The 19,563-nt window shown below is 66.7% G+C and carries 7 protein-coding genes; 2 read left to right on the top strand and 5 right to left on the bottom strand.

Annotated features, from left to right (window positions below; genetic code table 11):
* Positions 1-188: 188 nt before the first annotated feature.
* The 5 genes from NE857_RS14915 to betT all read right to left on the bottom strand — a co-directional run bounded on the left by NE857_RS14915 (position 189) and on the right by betT (position 15,523).
* Positions 189-629: a hypothetical protein gene (locus tag NE857_RS14915; protein ID WP_184362516.1), complete on the bottom strand. Its 441-nt coding sequence runs from the start codon at positions 627-629 to the stop codon at positions 189-191.
* Positions 630-651: 22 nt separating this feature from the next.
* The gene (locus tag NE857_RS14910; RefSeq protein ID WP_184362514.1) at positions 652-7,740 is read right to left on the bottom strand and encodes an RHS repeat-associated core domain-containing protein; all 7,089 of its coding nucleotides are present in this window, start codon (positions 7,738-7,740) and stop codon (positions 652-654) included.
* A gap of 88 nt (positions 7,741-7,828) precedes the next feature.
* Positions 7,829-11,302 (bottom strand): LamG-like jellyroll fold domain-containing protein, encoded by a 3,474-nt coding sequence (locus NE857_RS14905; protein WP_254421538.1) that lies wholly within the window; start codon positions 11,300-11,302, stop codon positions 7,829-7,831.
* Positions 11,303-11,928: 626 nt separating this feature from the next.
* Entirely contained in the window at positions 11,929-12,621 is a 693-nt protein-coding gene (locus NE857_RS14900; RefSeq protein WP_254421537.1) for an SMI1/KNR4 family protein, read from the bottom strand.
* 757 nt (positions 12,622-13,378) lie between these two features.
* Entirely contained in the window at positions 13,379-15,523 is a 2,145-nt protein-coding gene (gene betT, locus NE857_RS14895) for a choline BCCT transporter BetT (protein WP_301184337.1), read from the bottom strand.
* An 837-nt stretch (positions 15,524-16,360) separates the two neighbouring features.
* Between betT and NE857_RS14890 the strand changes: the two genes are divergently transcribed.
* Complete coding sequence (locus NE857_RS14890; RefSeq protein ID WP_254421989.1) at positions 16,361-17,788, top strand: non-reducing end alpha-L-arabinofuranosidase family hydrolase; 1,428 nt, start codon at positions 16,361-16,363, stop codon at positions 17,786-17,788.
* Between the two features lie 334 nt (positions 17,789-18,122).
* The gene (locus tag NE857_RS14885; protein WP_254421536.1) at positions 18,123-19,322 is read left to right on the top strand and encodes a LacI family DNA-binding transcriptional regulator; all 1,200 of its coding nucleotides are present in this window, start codon (positions 18,123-18,125) and stop codon (positions 19,320-19,322) included.
* The last annotated feature ends 241 nt before the right edge of the window (positions 19,323-19,563 follow it).

Here is a 19,563-nt window from a genome sequence, read left to right as displayed (position 1 = left end):
AGGACGGTGGAACCCGGCGCGGCCCGCAGCGACACGCGAAGGTCTCGCCCCCGCATCGCGGGGGCGAACCGGGGGGAACCCAACCGCTCCTCAGCCCATCCCCACCACTGAAGAATCGAGGCTGACTGCAGTCAAGATCCCGAGAGACCCCGCCGGATTCAAGAACTACCAGCGAAGCTTCTGCTTTTTTAAACTGACAATTCCTGCTGAGCCTCGGCATAAGAATTATCCGGGACAAGCTCGGACATCTTCTGAAAGAAGGCCATCCCAGCATCTTTGATAGCCTTCAGAAAATCCACAGATGAAACATCTACCATCTTCGTTTCCTTGCCAATCTTGGCGGCCACCAAGGTACGAGACCCTACAACCCGAAAAGCGAGCTTGATCGGCTGATCAGGGAAATATATCTCTGCGTAACCCAACGACTGCATTTTCGCCACCATCTCGGCAATGTAACACCAGAGCTGGTCAACGTAGTCCCACTCTTCAAAGCCGATGATTTCTAATCCATCAACGGACATCCGGATGGCACCTTCAATATAGTCAAGGTCGGGCGGCGGGACACGGCAGGCTTCCAACCGCACGAACCCACCGTCCGCACCCTTCAGGAACGTCTCAATCTCAACCACGTTTCAGGCCCCTAGATGGTGACTATTCCGGATAGAACTGACCCACTCGACCTCTGTTCATGCCGAGTACATAATCGATGCCTTTAACATTACCGCGAATCTGGTACATGCCCTGACTTCCTCGCTGAACCAGCGTATCGCGGTTCTGCCGCATGACTTGACCGATAGCACCTTGGACGTCGCCAACACTCATTCTCGAATCGAAGAAGGACTGCGTCTTCTTTACCGAGCCATCCCAATAATTCGGGTGATGACGAGTGAGGATGTGCTCCATTCCCTTCTTATCAAGCAAGAAGGACTGATTCCCGAACTGGAATCGCTGACTGCCCCAATCCCGGAGGGCAGGAAGACATCCTCCACTGTTATGAACCAGAACCGAAGTCTGCCCAGCGAGTACATAGTACGTGTGGATGCCCTGGATGGTGAGGTTGTGGACCGTGGCAGGCTGTACCCAGGCATGGAGCCCGGTGACCTGGACCAGAGTGCCCTCGGAGGAGAGCAACCACATCCCCGGCACCAGATCGATGGCATCGATCCAGGCATCCAGTTCCGGGGACCAGAAGGGGTGCTCGTCCGTGGCGATGATGACATCGCCCAACACCATCGGCCCCGGACGAGCGCCCGTCTCCTCGAACTCACCCTGTTCCAGGCCCGCGAGCTCGACCTGGGTGGTGGTGTCCACGGTGATCTCGACCAGGGTCTTGACCCCCGACCCCACGATGGTCGCCAAAACCTCGCGCGGGCCCTCCACCCCCGTTTCGGGGTCGGTGGCCAACACCTGCTCACCGACCTGAACCTCTTCGATGGGTCTGGTACTGCCGTCGGCCATCACCACCAACGTGCCCGCAGCGAAACTGTTACAGCGACTGCTCCCACCACGACGGAACTTATTGAACAGACCCGAAAGCTTGTCGCCGTTACGTAGAGCCCGCAGGCCGGTACCCGCGGGGATGGGACCGGTCGCCGCCTCCACAGCGATATCGACGGTCGCCTCGCCAGCCTTGAACGCACCAGAGTTGGAGTTGATCCCCACACTCGCCAACTGCTGGTCCCAGGTCATTCCACGACCGGTTTTACGCACCGCGTAATCACCCAGGACACGCGCCGGACTCCAGGTCAAGACACTGCCCACACCAGCGATGAAGTTGCGCGGACGCTGGGGAACCCGGCGCACCGTCCGATTCACGAAGCTGTGCGTGCGCCGAGCCCGGGAGACCACCGTGCGCCGCACCGTGGAGCGGATGTTGCGTACTCGCGAGGAGTTCCACACCCGTCGCACCGAAGTACGGGCACGGTTCTTCACTCGACTGGCAGTACGGCGAACTTTGTTCCAGGTTTTGCGCAGGAACAGCCCGTCGGGGTCGGTGAAGCTGACCGGGTTGCTGTTGGCGTAGGCGTACCCGTGCATCTGCTGCGGGTCGGCCACGTCCATGACCGGGTCGGCCGAGATGAACCGGCCCAGCGCCGCGTCATAGGCGCGAGCCCCGATCTGGGTCAGGCCGGTGGAGGCGTCGATCGTGCCGCCGACGAACCCGTGCTCGCTGGGCCAGGCCCCCGCGCCGACGCTGCGGTCGGCTCCAAAAGCGGTGAAGCGGCGCTGGGTGATCTCCCCGCCCTCAGCTGCCACGGCCAGCTGTCCGGTGCCGTGGTGGTCGGCGAAGACCCAGGTGACGTTGTTGTCCGCGTCTCGGACCGCGATGGTCTCGCCGTGGTGCTCATAGAAGCGCAGCGCCCGGGTGACCAGGGTGGTGCGTTCGTGGTGGATCTCCATGCCGGGCAGGTAGAGGGTGGAGGTGGTGGCGTCGCGGCGGATGAGTCGGTCGCCGTTGGCATCGTAGGTGTAGGTGCTCACCCCGGTGGAGGCATCTTCGACGCGGACCAAGAGCCCTTCAGCGTCCCATTCCAGGCCCTGTTCGTGGGCGGGAGTGGTGCGCGAGACCATGTTGCCGGCCTCGTCGTAGCCGTAGTGCTCCAACCGCTCACCTGCGGGACCGCTCTCGTGGACCTGGGTGAGGGTGTGGGGCTGGTCCTGGCCCGCATTGGGGTGGGTGTAGGTGCGTTCGGTGGCACCGCCGATGCCGCCGTGCTGGGTTTCGGTGACACGATTGCCGACGGCGTCGTAGGTGTAAGAGTGCCAGTAGGGGGCGGGGCCTCCCAGGTCCTCCACCTGCGGGGCCGCCTGACAGGCCCCGGCGCCGGTGGCGTCGGGGGTCCAGGCCTCGGTGAGCTGGCGCATGTGGTCGTAGGCGAAGCACTGCACGTCGGCGGGGCGTTCGCTGTCGCTGGGCTCGTCGCGCAGGGACAGGATGTTGCCTGCGTCGTCGTAGGCGAAGTGCAGGTGTTGCAGGGAACCGGTGCCGAACCGGGGGGTGACCCAGCTTTCGTTGAGGCGGTTGGTGGCCTGGTTGTAGTCCCACGCCTGCCAGTAGCGGTTGGCGCTGTTGGAGGTACGCGCCAGGATCCGCATGACGAGGTTGCCGACCTTGGAGTACTCAGCCGCGGTGACGTAGGCACCGTCACCGGCCACAGCGGTTACCCTGCCCAGGTTGTCGTAGGTGTAGCTGATGTTCTCCTGCGAGAGCCCGCCCGCGGCAGGGGAGACGTGGCTGCGGATGCTGCCGTCGGGGTTGAAGCGGGTGATGAACCGATAGGTGCCGCCCAGTCCGGTTTCTTCCTGGGGGATGGTGACGGTGGTGGCCATCGCCCGGTACAGGTCGTCGTAGGACAGGACCTGGTTGCTGTAGGCCAGGTCACCGTCGTGACGGGTGGTGGAGGTCAGCTGCCCCTTGGCCAGTGTGTCGTAGACCCACTCGATGCGCAGCGGGCCGTCGGTGGAATCCTCATGCAGGGCGACTTTGCGGCCGAGCGCGTCGTAGACGTGTGCCAGGGTCTGACCGCGTGCGTCGGTGCTGGAGGTCACCTGGTCCAGCGCGTCGTAGGTGTAGGTGGTGGTGCCGGTGTCGGGGTCGGTGCTGGCCGTGCGGCGCCCGTTGATGTCGTAGGTGTAGCGCCACTCGTTGCCCGCGGTGTCGGTGACGGTCTCCAGTTCGTCGCTGGAGGTGTAGGTGTAGTGGATGGCGTCATAGTCACCCGTGGGTTGGCGTCCGTGGTGGTGACGTAGTTCGACGGTGTTGCCGCGCAGATCAGTGATGGTGGTGGTGCCGGTGCCGCCTTCCGGCGGGGTCATCCGGGTCTGTTCGCCCGCGTATTCGGTGGTGGTGCGGTACTGCTCCTGGCCCCGTGACATCTGGATCTGGTGGAGGGGGCGTTCGGCCCCGTCATGGACGGCGAGGGTGTAGCGGGGGATCTCATCGGTGTTGTTGACGACGAAGAGGGTGCCGCTGGGAGCGTCCTCGTTGGGGTAGGCGGCTCGGGTCTGGACCTGGAGTCCGCGGGTGTCGTGCAGGATGTCGCTGATCAGGCGCCCGCCCCCGGAGGTCGGGGTCTGGGTCTGGCGTACGCGTAGCCAGCCGTCGTGGATCTGGTAGCTGGTGACGTAGTCGCCGTGGGGGTTGAGCGCGCTGCTGGTGACGTAGGTAGGGGCATCCTTGGACAGGTGGTAGCCGAATCTCATACTCGGCGTGAGCCGGGCTTTGGGCCGGTCGGCGAGCCAGACCTCGGTGAGACGCCCCAGAGGGTCGTAGGCCAGGTCGGTGCGTTTGCCGTTGGAGTCGATCTCGGCGATGGTGAGTGAACGTGCGGGGTCGAGCTCGATCGTGCTGGTGTGGCCGAGCGGGTTGGTGGTGGTGATCTTGGTGGTGTTACCGCCCAAGGTGTGGTCGGTGTACTGCGTGGTGGTGGTGTTGCCTTCGGCGTCGGTCTGGGTGAGCTGGCGCCCGTACCGGTCGAAGGTCGAGTTTTCGGTGACCTGGTAGCGGGGGGTGGAGCCGTCGTAGCCGACCAGTCGTTCGGAGGAGGTCTGCACGCCGTGGGTGGGGGTGGCTCCGAAGGCTTTGCCGTCGTAGTGGGTGCGGATGTCGCCGATCACGTCCTTGGGACGGTCGGGGGTCGCGTCACACCCCACGGACACCAGTTCTTCCCGGGAAGCCAGTTCCAGTAGGTGTTTGGCGGTGTTGCGGGTGTAGGTGGTGCGTGCGCACACCTCGTCCCCGCTCACCGAGACGTCACCGCGGTCGAAGACCTCGATAGGTAGGCCGTAGTCGTCATAGGTGGTGTCGACGCGGTGCTGGCGCCAACCGCCCTCGGCCAGGGGGGCGTAGCTGCGGACCGAGGCCGTGTCGACCATGTGGGCTTCCACGGTGCCCCAGGAGTAGGTGCGTGAGCCGGTCTTACGGCTCCAGGGCAGGCTGATCTCCTTCTCCACCACCTCCCCGCCGGGCCCGTTACGGGTCAGTGTCTCCAGGGTCTGGCCGTTGTAGCGGTCGTGGTCGGTGTGCTCACCGCCCTCGGTGTCGGTGACCTTCACGCTTCGAGTACCGCTGGGCAGGTGGTCGCCGTGCATACCGCGGAAGAAGCGGTGCTCCTCCTCGGACTGGGTCTCGTCGGCGAGTCCGCTCCGGACGCGGACCACCTCGTAGCCGCGCCACTGGGACCAGGTGCGCTTGTCGTCCTTGGTGAACCCGTCGGCGTCCATGTACCGCCAGGCACCGCCGCCCCGGTAGTCGTAGGTGGTGACCACGTCCGGTTGGTCGGTGACCAGGTCGACTTCCGCCACCTGGGTGACGACGTACTTGTGGAACCAGTCGGTGATGTCGTCGTCACCGCGCCCGCTGGGCACCCACCGGACGGGATAGCAGCGCTTGGTGTTGGTGTGCGGGGTAGGGGTGGATCCGGCGATGCAGTCCGGGTCGGAGTAGGAGACGTCGAGCTGGCCGCCGGTCTCGGTGTAGACGGCGGTGATCCGCCACTTGTTGAGCGGTGCCACACCGTCGCTGGTGGAGTCCACACGGTTGGGCATGGGCGTACCCGCGAAGGTCAGCGAGGGGTTGGCCAGGGTGCCGCCCACGTGGCCGGTGTGGGTGATGGAGTCCAACCACAGGGTGGGGTCGGTTCCGTCACCGGGCGCGGGGAAGAGGTGTTCGAACTTCCAGGAGTCGACGGTGGAGTAGGACGAACCGTCGTGGATCTGGGTGGCGACCCTGTCCAACCGTTTGGTGGTGAAGAAGGTCGGTGAGAGTTTGTCGGTGCACTTGGCCCCGGCCTTGCAGTCCTGGTCCAGCGGTACGTCGGGCCAGTGCTTGGCGTTGGTCTTCTCCCGCTTTTCGGGTGCGCAGTCGAAGGAATCGGTGGCCAGGCAGCGCTCGGCGACGGTGAAGTTCACCCGGGCCGGGGCGGTGGCGAACACGTCGTCGCTGTTCAGCCCGTACTCGATACGGCGCAGGTACCCGCCGCGGTCGTAGGGGGTGGCGTCGTCGGCCTTCATGTTGCGGCCGTAGTGGTTCTTCTCCTTGGTGTAGTGCAGGGTCATGACGTTGCCCTGCACGTCGACGACGTAGTCGAGGTTCCACCGCCATGCCTGCTGGCACCAGGAGTCAGCGAAGGAGGACTTGTGGCAGGGCTCCCCGGAGTTGTTGCCGTAGACCGGCATGGTCCAGGCCGAGTTCGTCTCGGGTTTTCCCGAGGACCAGCCGGGCAGGCGGTTGCGGCCGAAGAAGTACTGGGTGCCGTCGGTGGTGGTGAGCTTCCAGTACTCACCGTCGTTGTCGCCGTTGGTGGCACCGGTCAGGCGTTCGACCTTGGAACCGTCGTCGCCGCGCATTCTCCAGGTGCCGTCGGAGTCGAAGAGGAGTTCACTGGACATGCCGTTCAGGGACAGGGTGGCGTTGTGTCGTTTCCAGCACATGTCCCCGGTCTTGTTCGGGTCCTTCTGCCCGTCCTCGGCACAGGGGATGTAGGTGCGCTCGATGAAACCGGGGTGGTAGTCGAAGCCCTCACCGATCCAGGAGGCCTGGTTGTTGGTGGAGGCGGTACGGCCGTCCACGGAGCCAGAGGAATAGGACAGGGCGATGTCGGGTGCCAGGTCGGCGGCCACGTCCGGGATCTCCAGCGGGTAGGTCCAGGAGAAGTCACCGGTCTGCAGGCTCACGTCCCAGGAGGCCGAGGGTGACAGGTCGCTGGCCTGGTAGTCGCCGTTCCCGCCGTTGCCGCCGCCCCCTCCGGATGCGGCCATGAGCATCACCCCGGAGGTGGTGGCCGGAGCGATGACGCTCAGAGTCTTGGTCGCCGGGTCGTTGACCGACCCCAGGTCATAGGCCCGGGTGCACTCCTCTTCCTGGTCGGTGTCGCAGTCGGCCAGGGCCACAAGGCGGAGCCGGGATCCGTAGTCACCGCCGAAGGCGGAGTCGAATTCGGAGTAGTCCAGCACGACCTCGACCGGGCCGGGCGCTTGGATGCCGTCGGTGCGGGTCACCTCGAGCAGGAGTCCGTCCACCCCCGTTTCGGCGGCCTCTTCCTTGCTGAGGAGCTCGACCCGCGCTGACTCCACTGGCTGGGGGACCTCGTCTTCGACGGGTTCAGCGTCAGCGGTCTCGTCCTCGGCCGCCTCTCCCCCGTCCCCCTCGTCGCTCTCTTCGGCCTCGGGGTGTTCCTCGCCCGGGTCTTCGCTCGGTTCGGTTTCCGGCTCGGGCTCAGTGACACCCTCGGGAGAGGTCTCACCGTCGGGTTCCCTGGGCGCGCGTCGTTCCTCGCGAAGGTCAGCATCCTCCAAGGGTTCCTCGACGGGAAAGGGCATCTCCCATGTGTCCATGACCTCGGTGGGTACAGTGCCGATACCCACCACGGCGCCCTCGTCCTGGGCCATGGTGGACAGCGCGTCCACGTCCTCGGTCCCGTCCGCCTCGGCGGTGAGGTCAGCGGTCTCCGGCTCGGGCCAGCGCACCTGCTCCAGTGTGGAGATCGATGCCTCGTCCGCCGCGTCATCCTCCTCGATCGCAGCGGCGACGACCTCGTTACCCTCGATCCACGGCTCGTCCTCGACCTCCGGAGCCGAGTTCTGAGGGGTGGCCTGTGAGGAGGGGGCCGCCAGCAGCGTCGCCACCACCGCCAGGGCGACCGTGTTGGACAGTCCCCGGCTCAGTACGCGACGGACGCGAGCACCTCTGGATACGGGTTCGTCGACGCCGTCTTTGTTGGTGGAAGGGTATTCGGACACAGGAGGCCTCCGTCCCGGCGGTCGTCGTTGCCGCCGGGTTCAGTGAACGAGTAATGGGGTGAGGTGTGGGGGTGGGTGGGGGCGAGATTCAGAGGGAGCTCGTCGGGATCAGGCCCTCGTAGACGTTGTAAATGTCGTTTTGGGACAGCACCCCTTGGTAGAGGTGGACGTCGGAGACCTGACCTGCGAACAGATCGTCCTGGCCCATCCGCCAGGCCCGGCCGATCACCGTGCCGTGCTTGGCGTGCCAGGGGGTACGCCACTCACCCACAGTGGTTTGGCGTTGGCCGTTCACGTACAGGGTGAGCTCGTTGGTGGCGTGGTCGTAGGTGGCCACCAGGTGGGTCCAGGTCCCGAACTCGGCCGCGTGGTCGGAGATCGCCCGCGACCAGGGGCCCGCCCCGGACCCGGCCACGTCAGCGGCAGCGGTCTCCAGTACCCACTTGTCGTCGAAACCGGACTGGTGGCCCAGCAGGAACCCGGACTGCTCCGCGCCCGTTTGGGAGACCATCGTTCCGTTGCCCGAGGCCTCGTCCAGACGGGTCCAGGCCGCCGCGCTCCAGGAACGGTCAGTGCGGATCGCCGACTCGGCTCGGATGTGTTCGCCCGCGCCGTCGAAGGTCACCCCGGGGGCGAAGGTGACGTCGTTCAGTGCCCGGTTCCAGGCGGTGGCCGGGTCCGCGTGCAAGGTGCCGTCCAGGCCGTGGTCGGAGGAGTCGGCCACCACGGTGCCCTCGCTCTCGTCGAGCTTCCAGCGCCCTTCCAACGCCGCGGGGCGGTTGGCCAGTTCCCACACCTCGGAACGTTCTCCGTCGTCCTCGGTCAGTGGTTGGTCGAAGACCATCCGGTCCCACACCCGTACGTCGTCGATGGCCCCGGGCCAGTGGTAGGTCAGATCGCCCTGGTGCTTGGCACCGCCGATCACCAGACCGCCCTGGGCGTTCCAGGCCTGGGGGTGTTGGTTGCGGGACTGCTCCACACCGTTGACGTACAGGGTGAGTTCGCCGGTGTCGGGGCTGTAGGTGCCCAGCAGGTGGGTCCACACGCCGAGCTGCGCGGGTTCGGTGGCGTGGGCGTAGACCCAACCAGCACCGCCGGAGGTGGGCCCGTCGTCGTGCGGGGCCATCTTGAAGGTCCAGGTGCGTGTTGATCCGGCCTGGTAGCCCAGATGGAACCCTGACTGGAAGTCGCCTTCCTGGGCCAGGGCCGTGACATTCGTACTGGGCTGCTCATCCAGGTACACCCAGGCCGAGGCGGAGAAGGCCTCGGTGGTGTCGATGACCGCTTCGGGGGTGTTCAACAGCGACTGACCACCGGTGTTCACTGCGGTTCCCTCCAGCCGGTAGGAACCCCCCTGACGATGGCCGATCCGACCTCGGGTCCAGTCGATGCCGCCCGAGGCGTTCGCGGTGCGGCCCGCGTCCATCACGTCGGTAGCGGTATTCCCCTGTCCCTCATCCAGCGGGAAGTAGGAGACCGAATCAGCGGGCGGAGCAACCGTGAAGACATACACCAAACCGCATTCGGAGGAGTTACCGAAGCCGTCGGTGATGCGGGCGTGGATCAGGTTCGGCCCATCACGAGTCGGGGTGATGGGCACCGTCACCGACGCTCCCGGTGAATCGAGTTCGATCTCGGTGGCACAGGTCGCGTCGTTGACGCTGTAGTGGTAACTGGTGGCCTGCTCGACACCGTTGTTGGCGAAGGTGAACTCCCCCGAACGACCCACCGAACCGTGGGCTTCATCGCCAGCCGGGTAGTCGGTGGAGGTCACCTCAGGGCCGGAGTCGGGCTTGGTGGCGTCGACCTCGATGAAGCACCATGAGGACCAGGGCCCCCAATGGGAGCGGTCATGGCCCCGCACCCGGTAGGCGATGAGCTCGCGTTCGGGGAGATCTCGCGCCGCCACCGGCCGGTAGGAGCCCCCCGACCATTTGCCCACCGTCACATAGGCCGAATCCGCACTGCCCAGGTTGCCGTCCGCACCGGCGATCTTCCACTGGAACTGGGACTTGACCTGCTGACCCACCCAGTAGGAGTCCCGGTCCCGGATCTGGGCGTTGAACCTGACCGTGGTGTTGTTGATCAACCTTGGCTGGGTGCGGTCGGTCTGGCAGACCCCGCCCAGCGAGTCGGAGATCGTGGAGGTCACCGGCTTCTCCGGAGGGTGGTTGTAGTCCACCACCAAAACCGGCGGCTTCTTCTTCACATCGAAGCGGCGCCACGCGGTGCTCCCGGACTCATCGCGCTCCTTGAGCCGCAGGTAGATGTGAGAAGCGTCGTTGTTCACACCCCACCGGTAGGCGGAGGTGGCATTGAATTCCACCCCGCTGGAGGAGGGGCAGGTCGCCCACCCGCCGCGCACGTTCTGAGTGTCCAGCACCCCGCCCTGGGTAGAAGGCTGGTTGTTCCAGGTGGTGTTGCGGTTGAACGCCGACACCCGCTGCAACTGGATATAGGAGTTGCTGTTGCAGCTGTAGGCCCAGTCGACCTCGGTGCGCAACGTGGCGGAGTTGATGATCGTGTTCGGGTGATTGGTGCGCCCGGCCACCGTGAACTGGAAGAACGCCCGGCGGGTGTAGGTTCCGGTGTGGTCGGAGTACCGACCCACACCCACAGGCTTCGCAGTCGATGGGTTGAAGTAGGACTGGTTCGGGTAGGCGCGGTCCACATACGCCCAGTTGGGGCGGCTCACACTCACCGAGGGGTCGATGTAGACCGGGAACTCGGTGGCCTCATCCACCAGCATCCCCTGGTCGGGGACCAGACGGATGCGGTCGACCTCCACCGAGGTCTCCAGCAACTCCATCCGAGCACCAGAAGGCGCGGCAACCGTGGGGTCCTCGCTCTGGCTCTGTTCTTCTTCCCCTGCCGAGTCCCACATGGCCGGAGCCGGGGCGGAGAACACACTCTGCCCGCCCTCATCACCCAGAGCGTCGAGGTTGCCGTGCTCGTCGGCGGTCATCGTCACGCCTGCGGTGGTCAAAGGCAGTTCCAGCTCGGCCAGCTCCGGTAGCTGGGCGGCCTCAAGGGTGTGCACCACCAGCACCTGGGTGAAGCCCTCCACCCCGGCGGTCAGCACCAGGTCCACATCAGGCAGCACGTCGGAGTAGGTGGCCTGGTCCCCGTCAAGAACGGGTGCGGGCAGGTCCTCGATCCAGCCCAGGGCCACACTGTTGGAGCCGATCCCGATACGGGCCATCGCCTCGTCAGCGCCGCCGGAGAAGGCGATGTCCATGCTCGCCGCCTTGGGCCGCACCAGCCCGTCCTCAGCCTGCACCAGGGTGGTGTCCACATCCACCCAACCGCCCTCGGAACGCACCCGGGCCGGGATCGCGGAGATCTCCGCGGTCAACGACCCGTCCGGGTGGGCGAAGTGCTGGGTCTTCTCATCCGTGAGACCGGGGATCTCCACCGGCTCGCCGGTCTGCTCCGCCAACGTCAGCGCGTCCAGTTCCTGCTGTTCCTCAGAGCCGGTCGGGTCCGGCGGCGCGGGTTCAGCCACCGCAGGAGGGGCGTAGAGAAGGGACAGAGCCAGGGCAGCAGCGGTCGTGACCGCCATCGCACGGGTCCAGGGGCGACGCATGAGGGTGCCGTTCGTGTAAGAGGGCTACGAGGACCCGGGAACGAACCTCACTCCTGGGAACAAAGCAGAACCTTAGCCAGCCCTCACATCACCCACAATTACCCAAAACCCCCACTTTGCCAAAGTGGAACCGGGAACCACTCTTGACCTGCAGCACCCTGCCTTTGGCCACATCTGGCCACCCCAACAGGTAAACCCTTCCAATCCGACGGCCACAGGTTCGAACCCTGCCGAGTGCACCACAAAACCCAAGGTCAGAAGCCCATAAGATCAAGGTTCAGCAGGGTCGTTCGGCCGATCGGTCCAGAGTGGGACCGAGGTGGGAGCAGGTCTTCTACTCATGCCTTGTCCATACCCGTGCCAGCAGGCCCAGTCGGCACCCGCGGCGTCAGTCACGGAGACCAAGCCAGTCATCTCCTGTGCGGTCAGTAACGAGACACCACGGCGACTTGGTACCCGCTCCACTCCTGCTCCAGCAAGACCCGACCCTCACGAGTGACGGGAGGCGATCCCGGCGCACGCCGCAGCCTCCAGCAGACACGGTACGAGACATTCACTCCGACTAGTCAAGGTGATCAGCGCCCCTCCTGGCCGGACGAACGCTATCGAGCCCCGCACTCAGCGTCGGTGGCTCCCCGCCAGAACCCTTTCTCTTCGTCTTGAAGCAACCATGGTTGCTGGAGCGTGCCGTCGATCCATCGGCGCATCCACTCGGTGAAGGTGAACGTCTCCGGGAACAGCATCACGTCCGGGTCGTCCTCGGGCGCCGGGTTGGGGTCGATGGCCCACATTCCACCGGAGGAATTGCGGCAGTCGATCAGCGACTCGATGCCGCAGCCCCAGGCGCAGAGCGGCATGAGCGACCCCGCCATCGGTTGCCAAGCCCTGGGCCACTCCACCTGTCGTTTGATGGCGTCTACGACGGAGTCACCATGCTCCGAATCCCGCAGCGAGAACAGACCGTAGCCGGGCCCGAAGCCCCCGTCGCCGAGTTCGAGGTAACAGCGTCGAAGCAGTGGTGGCAAAGGGCGGCCCAGAAGTTTCTCGCACTCGTGCACCGCCTCCTCCGAGGCGGGCGTCAGCGGGGGCAGCGGTTCGAGTTGCCCCGCGGCGAGAGCGGTGTCGTACTCCGGGGTACCCCTGAGATAAACCGTCTGCCACTCTTCACGGCCGGTCCAGCACTGAGTCGCACCACCGCTGGCGATTTCCGGTAGGGAAAGCCGGTGATCCAGGTACTCACCGGAAAACACCCGTTCCCGTACGGCCTCGAACACCACATCGTCATCACTTGCCACACGCCCAGTGTGCCCGAAGCACGTGACACCACCACCTGCAGCCCTCAGCCACAATCCGAGCAGAGCGTCGTCCACCTGGAACGTTTCTCTCCCCCATGAACGCATCCGCCGCTACTGAAACAAGACATTCAGGCTTCACCAGTGTGACCGCCCTCCAGTTCTGCGTCCAAAGCACGGTAGGCGTCTCGGATTGGGCCAGGATCCCATCAGACGTCGCCAACCGCCCGTGTGTGCTCCGTTTGTGCTCCGCAGTTTTGGACCGGGGCAAAACCGGACGAAACGACGTGGAACGGAACGGCACCTTGATTCGAATGGAGCGGGGCACAACTTTAAGTAGCAATACGTCACTTTAAGTGACTATGGAACTTCTAATCCGATGCCGGAGATGGATACGTCCGCGTGCCCGGAGGGCGCATGCTCCCCAGCGGAAGGCGGCGTGCTGCAGCCCAACCGGGCGGCCTCCTCCCCATGAACTGTGGGTTCTCCAACCGGCTGAGGTCAGCCCACTCCCCCACCAGCGTTCGAGGCCTGTCGTTCACTCACCAGCGCAGACTCAAGCCTCTGACCGGTGTGAACAGACCGGCCAGAGGCTTTCGTGTTGCCAGGACCGGCTATACGAACACGCAGCGGCCCTCAGCCCCGCTCGCGTGCCGCAGACCGCCGGGGTCTACGGCGCCCCTCCCTCCGACAGGAAAGGCGCCGGACCACAGGTCCTCTCACCACGACGTTCCCGGGCGCTTAGCCCGCAGCAACCGCCTCACTGCCCCTCCTCTGCCTGGACGTCGGCCGTGCCGGGCCCGTGGTCGGGCATGGCCGAGCGGGCCTGTGCCTCCCGGTGCAGGCGCAGGAACTCCAGGTGCCGCTCGTACTCGTCGAGGATGTTCCCGATGAGCTGGTCCTTGGTGTAGCCCATCACGTCGTAGCCCTGGCTGCCCTCGGTGAGGTAGACCTCGAAGCGCACGTAGGTGTCGTGTTCGGCGAGCGAGCGCATCGCGAACGCCGGGGTGGGGACCACCACCGGCCACACCCGGTAGCTGAAGTCCTCCTCGTCGCCCATCGGCACCCGCAGGTCCAGGTGCGGAATCTTGGCTTCCTCGTCGACCCCTTCGGTCACCGTGGCCTGCGCGCCCTGGTCGCGCAGCTCCTCGGCGACGTCCTCGAACGCGGGGCGGCACACCTGCTGGACGAACCTGTCGGCCGCGCGCCTGCCGGGGAAGCTCACCGCCCTGGCGATGCGCTGGCGCCAGTTGCGCTCCGCGCCCCGGCGGTCGACCGTGGTCCGGTCCGACAGCGAGGACGACAGGGTCGTGCGGAAGGCGTCCTGCCGGAACCGCTCGACTCTCAGCGCCTTGTACAGCCCCCAGATGATCAGGAGCATCACGAACGAGAACGGCAGCCCCATGATGATGGTGGCGCTGGTCAGCGCGTCCAGCCCGCCGACCAGGAGCATGGCCAGGGTGAGCAGGCCGGTCGCCGCCGCCCAGAAGACGCGCATCCACGCCGGCGCGTCGGTGACCGGTGTGGGCAGGTGGGAGCTGAGGTTGCCCATCACCAGCGCACCGGAGTCGGCCGAGGTGACGTAGAGGAGCAGACCCACGACGGTGGCGAGTCCGGCGCTGAACAGCAAACCCGGGTACTGCGTGAGCAGGGTGTAGAAACCCCGTTCGGGTTCGTTCATGGCGAGCTCCCCGAACGCCACGTTGCCCTGGCGTACGACGCTCAGGGCGCTGTTGCCGAAGACCGACAGGAACGTCAGCGTGTACAGCAGCGGGACCACCAGGGTCGCCGTCACGAACTGCCTGATGGTGCGCCCGCGCGAGATCCTGGCCAGGAAGAGACCGACGAAGGGCGCCCAGGCCACCCACCAGGCCCAGAAGAACAGCGTCCAGGAGTTGAGCCAGTCCACCGGCGGGTCGTAGGCGAAGGTGTTCAGCGTCATCGAGGGGAACCGGCTGACGTAGTCGCCGATGTTGAGCACGAGGGCGTTGAGCAGTTGGACGGGGTTCTCGAACACCAGCACGTAGAGCATCAGCACGATCGCGAGCACGACGTTGATCTGCGACAGCCGCCGGATGCCCCGGTCCACGCCCGCCACGGCCGACACGGTGGCCACGAGCACGGCGACGACGATCAGGCCGATCTGCGCGGCCGTCCCCTCGGGGATGCCGAAGAGGAAGTACAGCCCGTAGTTGAGCTGGACCACGCCGATACCCAGCGACACGGAGATACCGAAGATCGTGCCGATGATGGCCGCCAGGTCGACCGCGTCGCCGATGCGGCCGTGGATGCGTTTGCCGATCAGCGGGTACAGGGCCGAGCGGATGGCCAGGGGCAGGTGGTAGCGGAACGAGAAGTAGGCCAGGGCCATGCCCATCAGCGCGTACATCGCCCACCCGGTGATGCCGTAGTGGAAGAGCGTCCACACCACGGCCTGCCGGGCCGCCTCGACGGTCTGCGCGTCACCCTCGGGAGGAGCCAGGTAGTGGGTGACCGGACCGGCAACGGAGAAGAACATCAGGTCGATGCCGATCCCCGCCGCGAACAGCATGGAGGCCCACGCGAACACCCCGTAGTCCGGCTTGGAGTGCTGGGGGCCGAGCTTGATGGTGCCGTACCGGGAGAGGGCGACGAACACCACGAACCCCAGGTACAGGGTGGCGGCGAGGAAGTAGTACCAGCCGAACACCCGGCTGATCCATCCCACGACGGTACCGATGACGTACTCGGCGCCGGTGGGGGTGATGATCGCCCAGACCGAGAGGGCGAGGATCAGGATGGACGAGCCGAAGAACACGGTTCGTTTGAGCCGACTGCGTCGGGGCCCGGCCTTCTCCAGGTCCGCCGGGGGCGGCGGCTCCGCTTCGTCGTCCTGGCGGTTGCGTCCTCCGTCATCGGTGGCCACCGATCTCACCTCTCGTTCCCGCGGTACCGGTCCTGGCTTCCCGGGGGCGGCGGTGGCGGGGGCTCCGTGGAGGGGACCGGGGGGCTTCCGCGGCCGCGACCGGGTGGCGCGCTGGGGAGCGCGCGGTGTCGGCGCGGACCGCACAGGCCTGGCCGGTTCCCGCTCGGGTGCCGTCCGGGCGCAGCGGGGCCGACGGGAAGCGAACCGGGGACTCAGGTAGTCCTCGGCGCCATCTTCACCGATCCGCTGTCGGGGGGGGGCCGTAACCCGGATGCGGCGGCGTGGCGTGCCGTCCGCGGACGCGGTCGGAGGCCGCACAGGTCATCGGCCTTCTCCCGGTTGTGCGTGGCCCAGGTCCTGGTGCCATGCGGTGGTCACCGAACGGCTGACGGCAGGGATGGTGGCTGCGCGTCACTTCGCACCGGAGTGCACGAAGGCCCACGAGACTGTTTGCGGGCTCACTGCTACAGCGGTCTCACCAGGAGCTTCGGCGCACCACCAGCTGGTGGGCACCGACCTTTTCGGAATGTTTCCGTAAATTACGGCTTGACTTCCGGGGTGTTATCGCTCAGATTCAACGGCAAGGGCGATAACGCCCTGGCTTTCCGGGCAGGTCTGACACCCCGAAGTTCACTTCGGTCACGCGCCAGGCCACTCGGAAGATTGTTAGCGCTAACACCCCCGAGCGCAGGACCAGGACTCGCGATGTAGCCCCTCGAGCGGGCCGTGCGGCTCCAGGCCCTTGGAGGAACGACCATGTCTACGTTGAGCAAGCCCACGAGCACGCCGCCCTCACGGCTGCGACGATGGTTACTGCGATTCGCCACCGCCGGCATGATGGCCGTCGTGGTCGGCAGCGCCGGTGCCGTGGTGACGCCGACGCCCGCCGCCTCGGCCACGGTCGACACCGACGCGTGGTACGTGCTGGTGAACCGGGACAGCGGCAAGGCCCTGGACGTGTACAACCAGGCCACCAACGAGGGCGCGCGGATCACCCAGTGGACCCGCAATGACCAGTACCAGCAACAGTGGCAGTTCGTCGATTCCGGCGACGGTTACTACCGGTTGCGGTCACGGGTCTCCGACAAGGTGCTGGACGTCTACGACTGGTCGACCGCCAACGGCGCCGGGATCGTCCAGTGGACCGATTACGACCAGGCCAACCAGCAGTTCCGGTTGGAGGACTCGCCAGGCGGCCACGTCCGGTTGGTCAACCGGCACAGCGGCAAGGCTGTGGAGGTCCAGGGCGGCTCGGGCGCTGACGGTGCCGACGTCGTGCAGTACGACGACTGGGGCGGCGGCAACCAGCAGTGGCTGCCCGTCCGCGTCGACGGCGCGGGGCCGGGCGACACGTGCGCCCTACCGTCCTCCTACACCTGGTCGTCGACCGGCCCGTTGGCTCAGCCGAACCCGGGGTGGGTCTCGCTCAAGGACTTCACCCACGCCCCCTACAACGGCCAGCACCTCGTCTACGCGACCACCCACGACACCGGAACGTCATGGGGGTCGATGAAGTTCGACCTCTTCGACGACTGGTCCGACATGGGCTCGGCCAACCAGAACCCGATGCCCTTCAACGCCGTGGCACCGTCGCTCTTCCACTTCGCCCCCGACGACGTCTGGGTGCTCGCCTACCAGTGGGCCGGACCCGCCTTCTCCTATCGGACGTCGACCGACCCCGCCGACGTGAACAGTTGGTCACCGGCGCAAACGCTCTTCGACGGAAGCATCGACCCCGAATCCGACACCGGCCCCATCGACCAGGCGCTCATCGGCGACGACACGCACATGTACCTGTTCTTCGCCGGGAACAACGGCGAGATCTACCGGTCCAGCATGCCCAACGGCGACTTCCCGGGCAGCTTCGGCACGTCCTCCACGGTCATCATGCGCGACACCCGGAGCAACCTGTTCGAAGCGGTGCAGGTCTACAACATCGAGGGCCAGGACCAGTACCTGATGATCGTCGAGGCCATGGGGGCCAACGGCCGCTACTTCCGCTCGTTCACCGCCACCAGCCTGGACGGTGACTGGACACCGCAGGCCACCACCGAGGCTAACCCCTTCGCCGGCCAGGCCAACAGCGGCGCCGACTGGACCAGGGACATCAGCCACGGCGAGCTTATCCGTACCAACCCCGACCAGACCATGACCGTCGACGCCTGTGACATTCAGTTCCTCTACCAGGGACGCGACCCCGGCTCCGACGGCACCGAGTACGGCCTCCTGCCCTACCGGCCCGGTGTGCTGACGCTGCAGCGCTGACGGGGAGTGGCGGCTCGCGGGATCTGACTCGTCGCCGGTGGGGCCGCGGTTGAAGCCGTCGACCCTCGGTCGGGTTCGGCCATCGCAGCCGTAGCCCTCGCGCAGCATCAGGTGGCAGGTCCGCTTCACCCGCCCGCCGGACCGGGAGCGCACCCAGGCGCACGGATCAAAGCCCATCGGTTCGCGACTCCCGGTCCGGCGGATCCCGGCCCCGAAGGGGTCGGCGGCAAAGGTGGACGGAAGCGGCCGCGCGGGCCCGTGCCGGGCTGTCCCCGGCCGGGCCCGCGGGCACCGTCTTCAGAGGGCGATCTCGCTGACGGCCCCGTCCGGCCAGGTGAGGCCCACCTCCGACCCGCTGATCCGCGCGTACGGGAACTCCCTCTCCCCCGCACCCGTCTGGGACGCGCCCGAGAACGCCGAGAACGGCGGCTCCGGGTTCTCCGTGGTCAGCGGCGGCGAGAACACCGCGCTGGCCATGGGCTTCCTGGAGTGGTTCTCCACGCACGAGGCCTCGCTGGAGGCCCAGGTGGCCGGCGGCAACTTCCCCGCCCAGACCGCCGGACCCCGCCTACCTGGACCAGGAGATCGACTACTTCGACGGCCAGCAGGCCAACCAGGTGCTCGCCGCCGCGCAGCGCCTGGGGTACGTCGTCAACCCGGCCGCCCAGGCGATGGCCGGGGGCGCAGCGACCAGATCGCGATGCTGGTCAACGGCATCCACGACGACTACTTCTCCCCGACCGCCTCCGGGGTGCTGCGCGCCGCCGAGGCCGCCGACCGCATGGTCACCATGGACTCCAGCAACAACAGCGTCCAGCAGGCCGTCCGGGTGGTGTCCTCGCTGCGCGCCCAGCGGCCCCGGGCGATCATCCTGGCCGGAGGGCGTTCGGTCACCGCGACCGTCTGGGAGGAACGCCTGGTGGAGGAGTTGCGCGCCTACGACGCCGAGGGCGGCCGGGTGGCGGCCATCAGCGAGGAGGGGCTGCCCTTCGACACGGTGGCGCTGGACAACCAGCGGGCCGGTTCCGACCTCGTCGACGCCCTGGCCGACCTGGGGTACCGGGAGTTCGCCGTGCTGGCCGGGCCGCCCGAGGCGAGCACAGCCCACGACCGGGTCCTGGGCTTCCGCGCGGCGCTGGAGCGGCGGGGCCTCCAGCTCGGCGAGGACCGGGTGCTGCACTGCGTGTTCGACCGGGACGGCGGTTACGCGGCCGCCGGTGAGTTCCTTCGGCGGCTCAGCCCCGCCCAGGCGGTCCTGGCGATCAGCGACACCGTGGCGGTGGGGGCGATGGCGAGGTTCCGGGAGGCCGGGCTGAGCCTGCCGCGGGACCTGGCGGTGGCCGGGATCGACGACGTGCCCGCGCTGCGCGACGTGGAACCGGCACTGACCACAGTCCGTCTTCCCTGGGGCGAGGTCGGTCGCATTGCCCTGGACCTGGCCACGAACCCCTCGGAGGAGGGCCCCCGGGTGGTCCGGCGGCACGGGCACGTGGTGCTGAGGCGGAGCACTCCCCCGCTCACCGGGGTCGGCTGAACCTGGACCCGCTCGGGGGGGGTGGGCGTTCCGTCATCCATCGGCGAGCGCCCACCAGCCACGGGACCGGTCGCAAGGAAAGCCATGGAAACGCGTCCGAGTGCGCGGGGCCGATCTCGTGAGCAGGCGCTGTCTGCTGGCCCGAACCCACCACTGCCCTGCCTCGGCCGCTGCGCAGTGGGAGTGCCCAACGGCCTGATCCGGCACCATCACGCGCTTCGTTCCCGGGCGCATCCACGCG

Source organism: Nocardiopsis exhalans (assembly GCF_024134545.1).
Taxonomy (GTDB): Bacteria; Actinomycetota; Actinomycetes; order Streptosporangiales; family Streptosporangiaceae; genus Nocardiopsis; species Nocardiopsis exhalans.
Note: the sequence above shows the minus strand (reverse complement) of the source record. Positions and strands in the feature narration are given on the sequence as shown.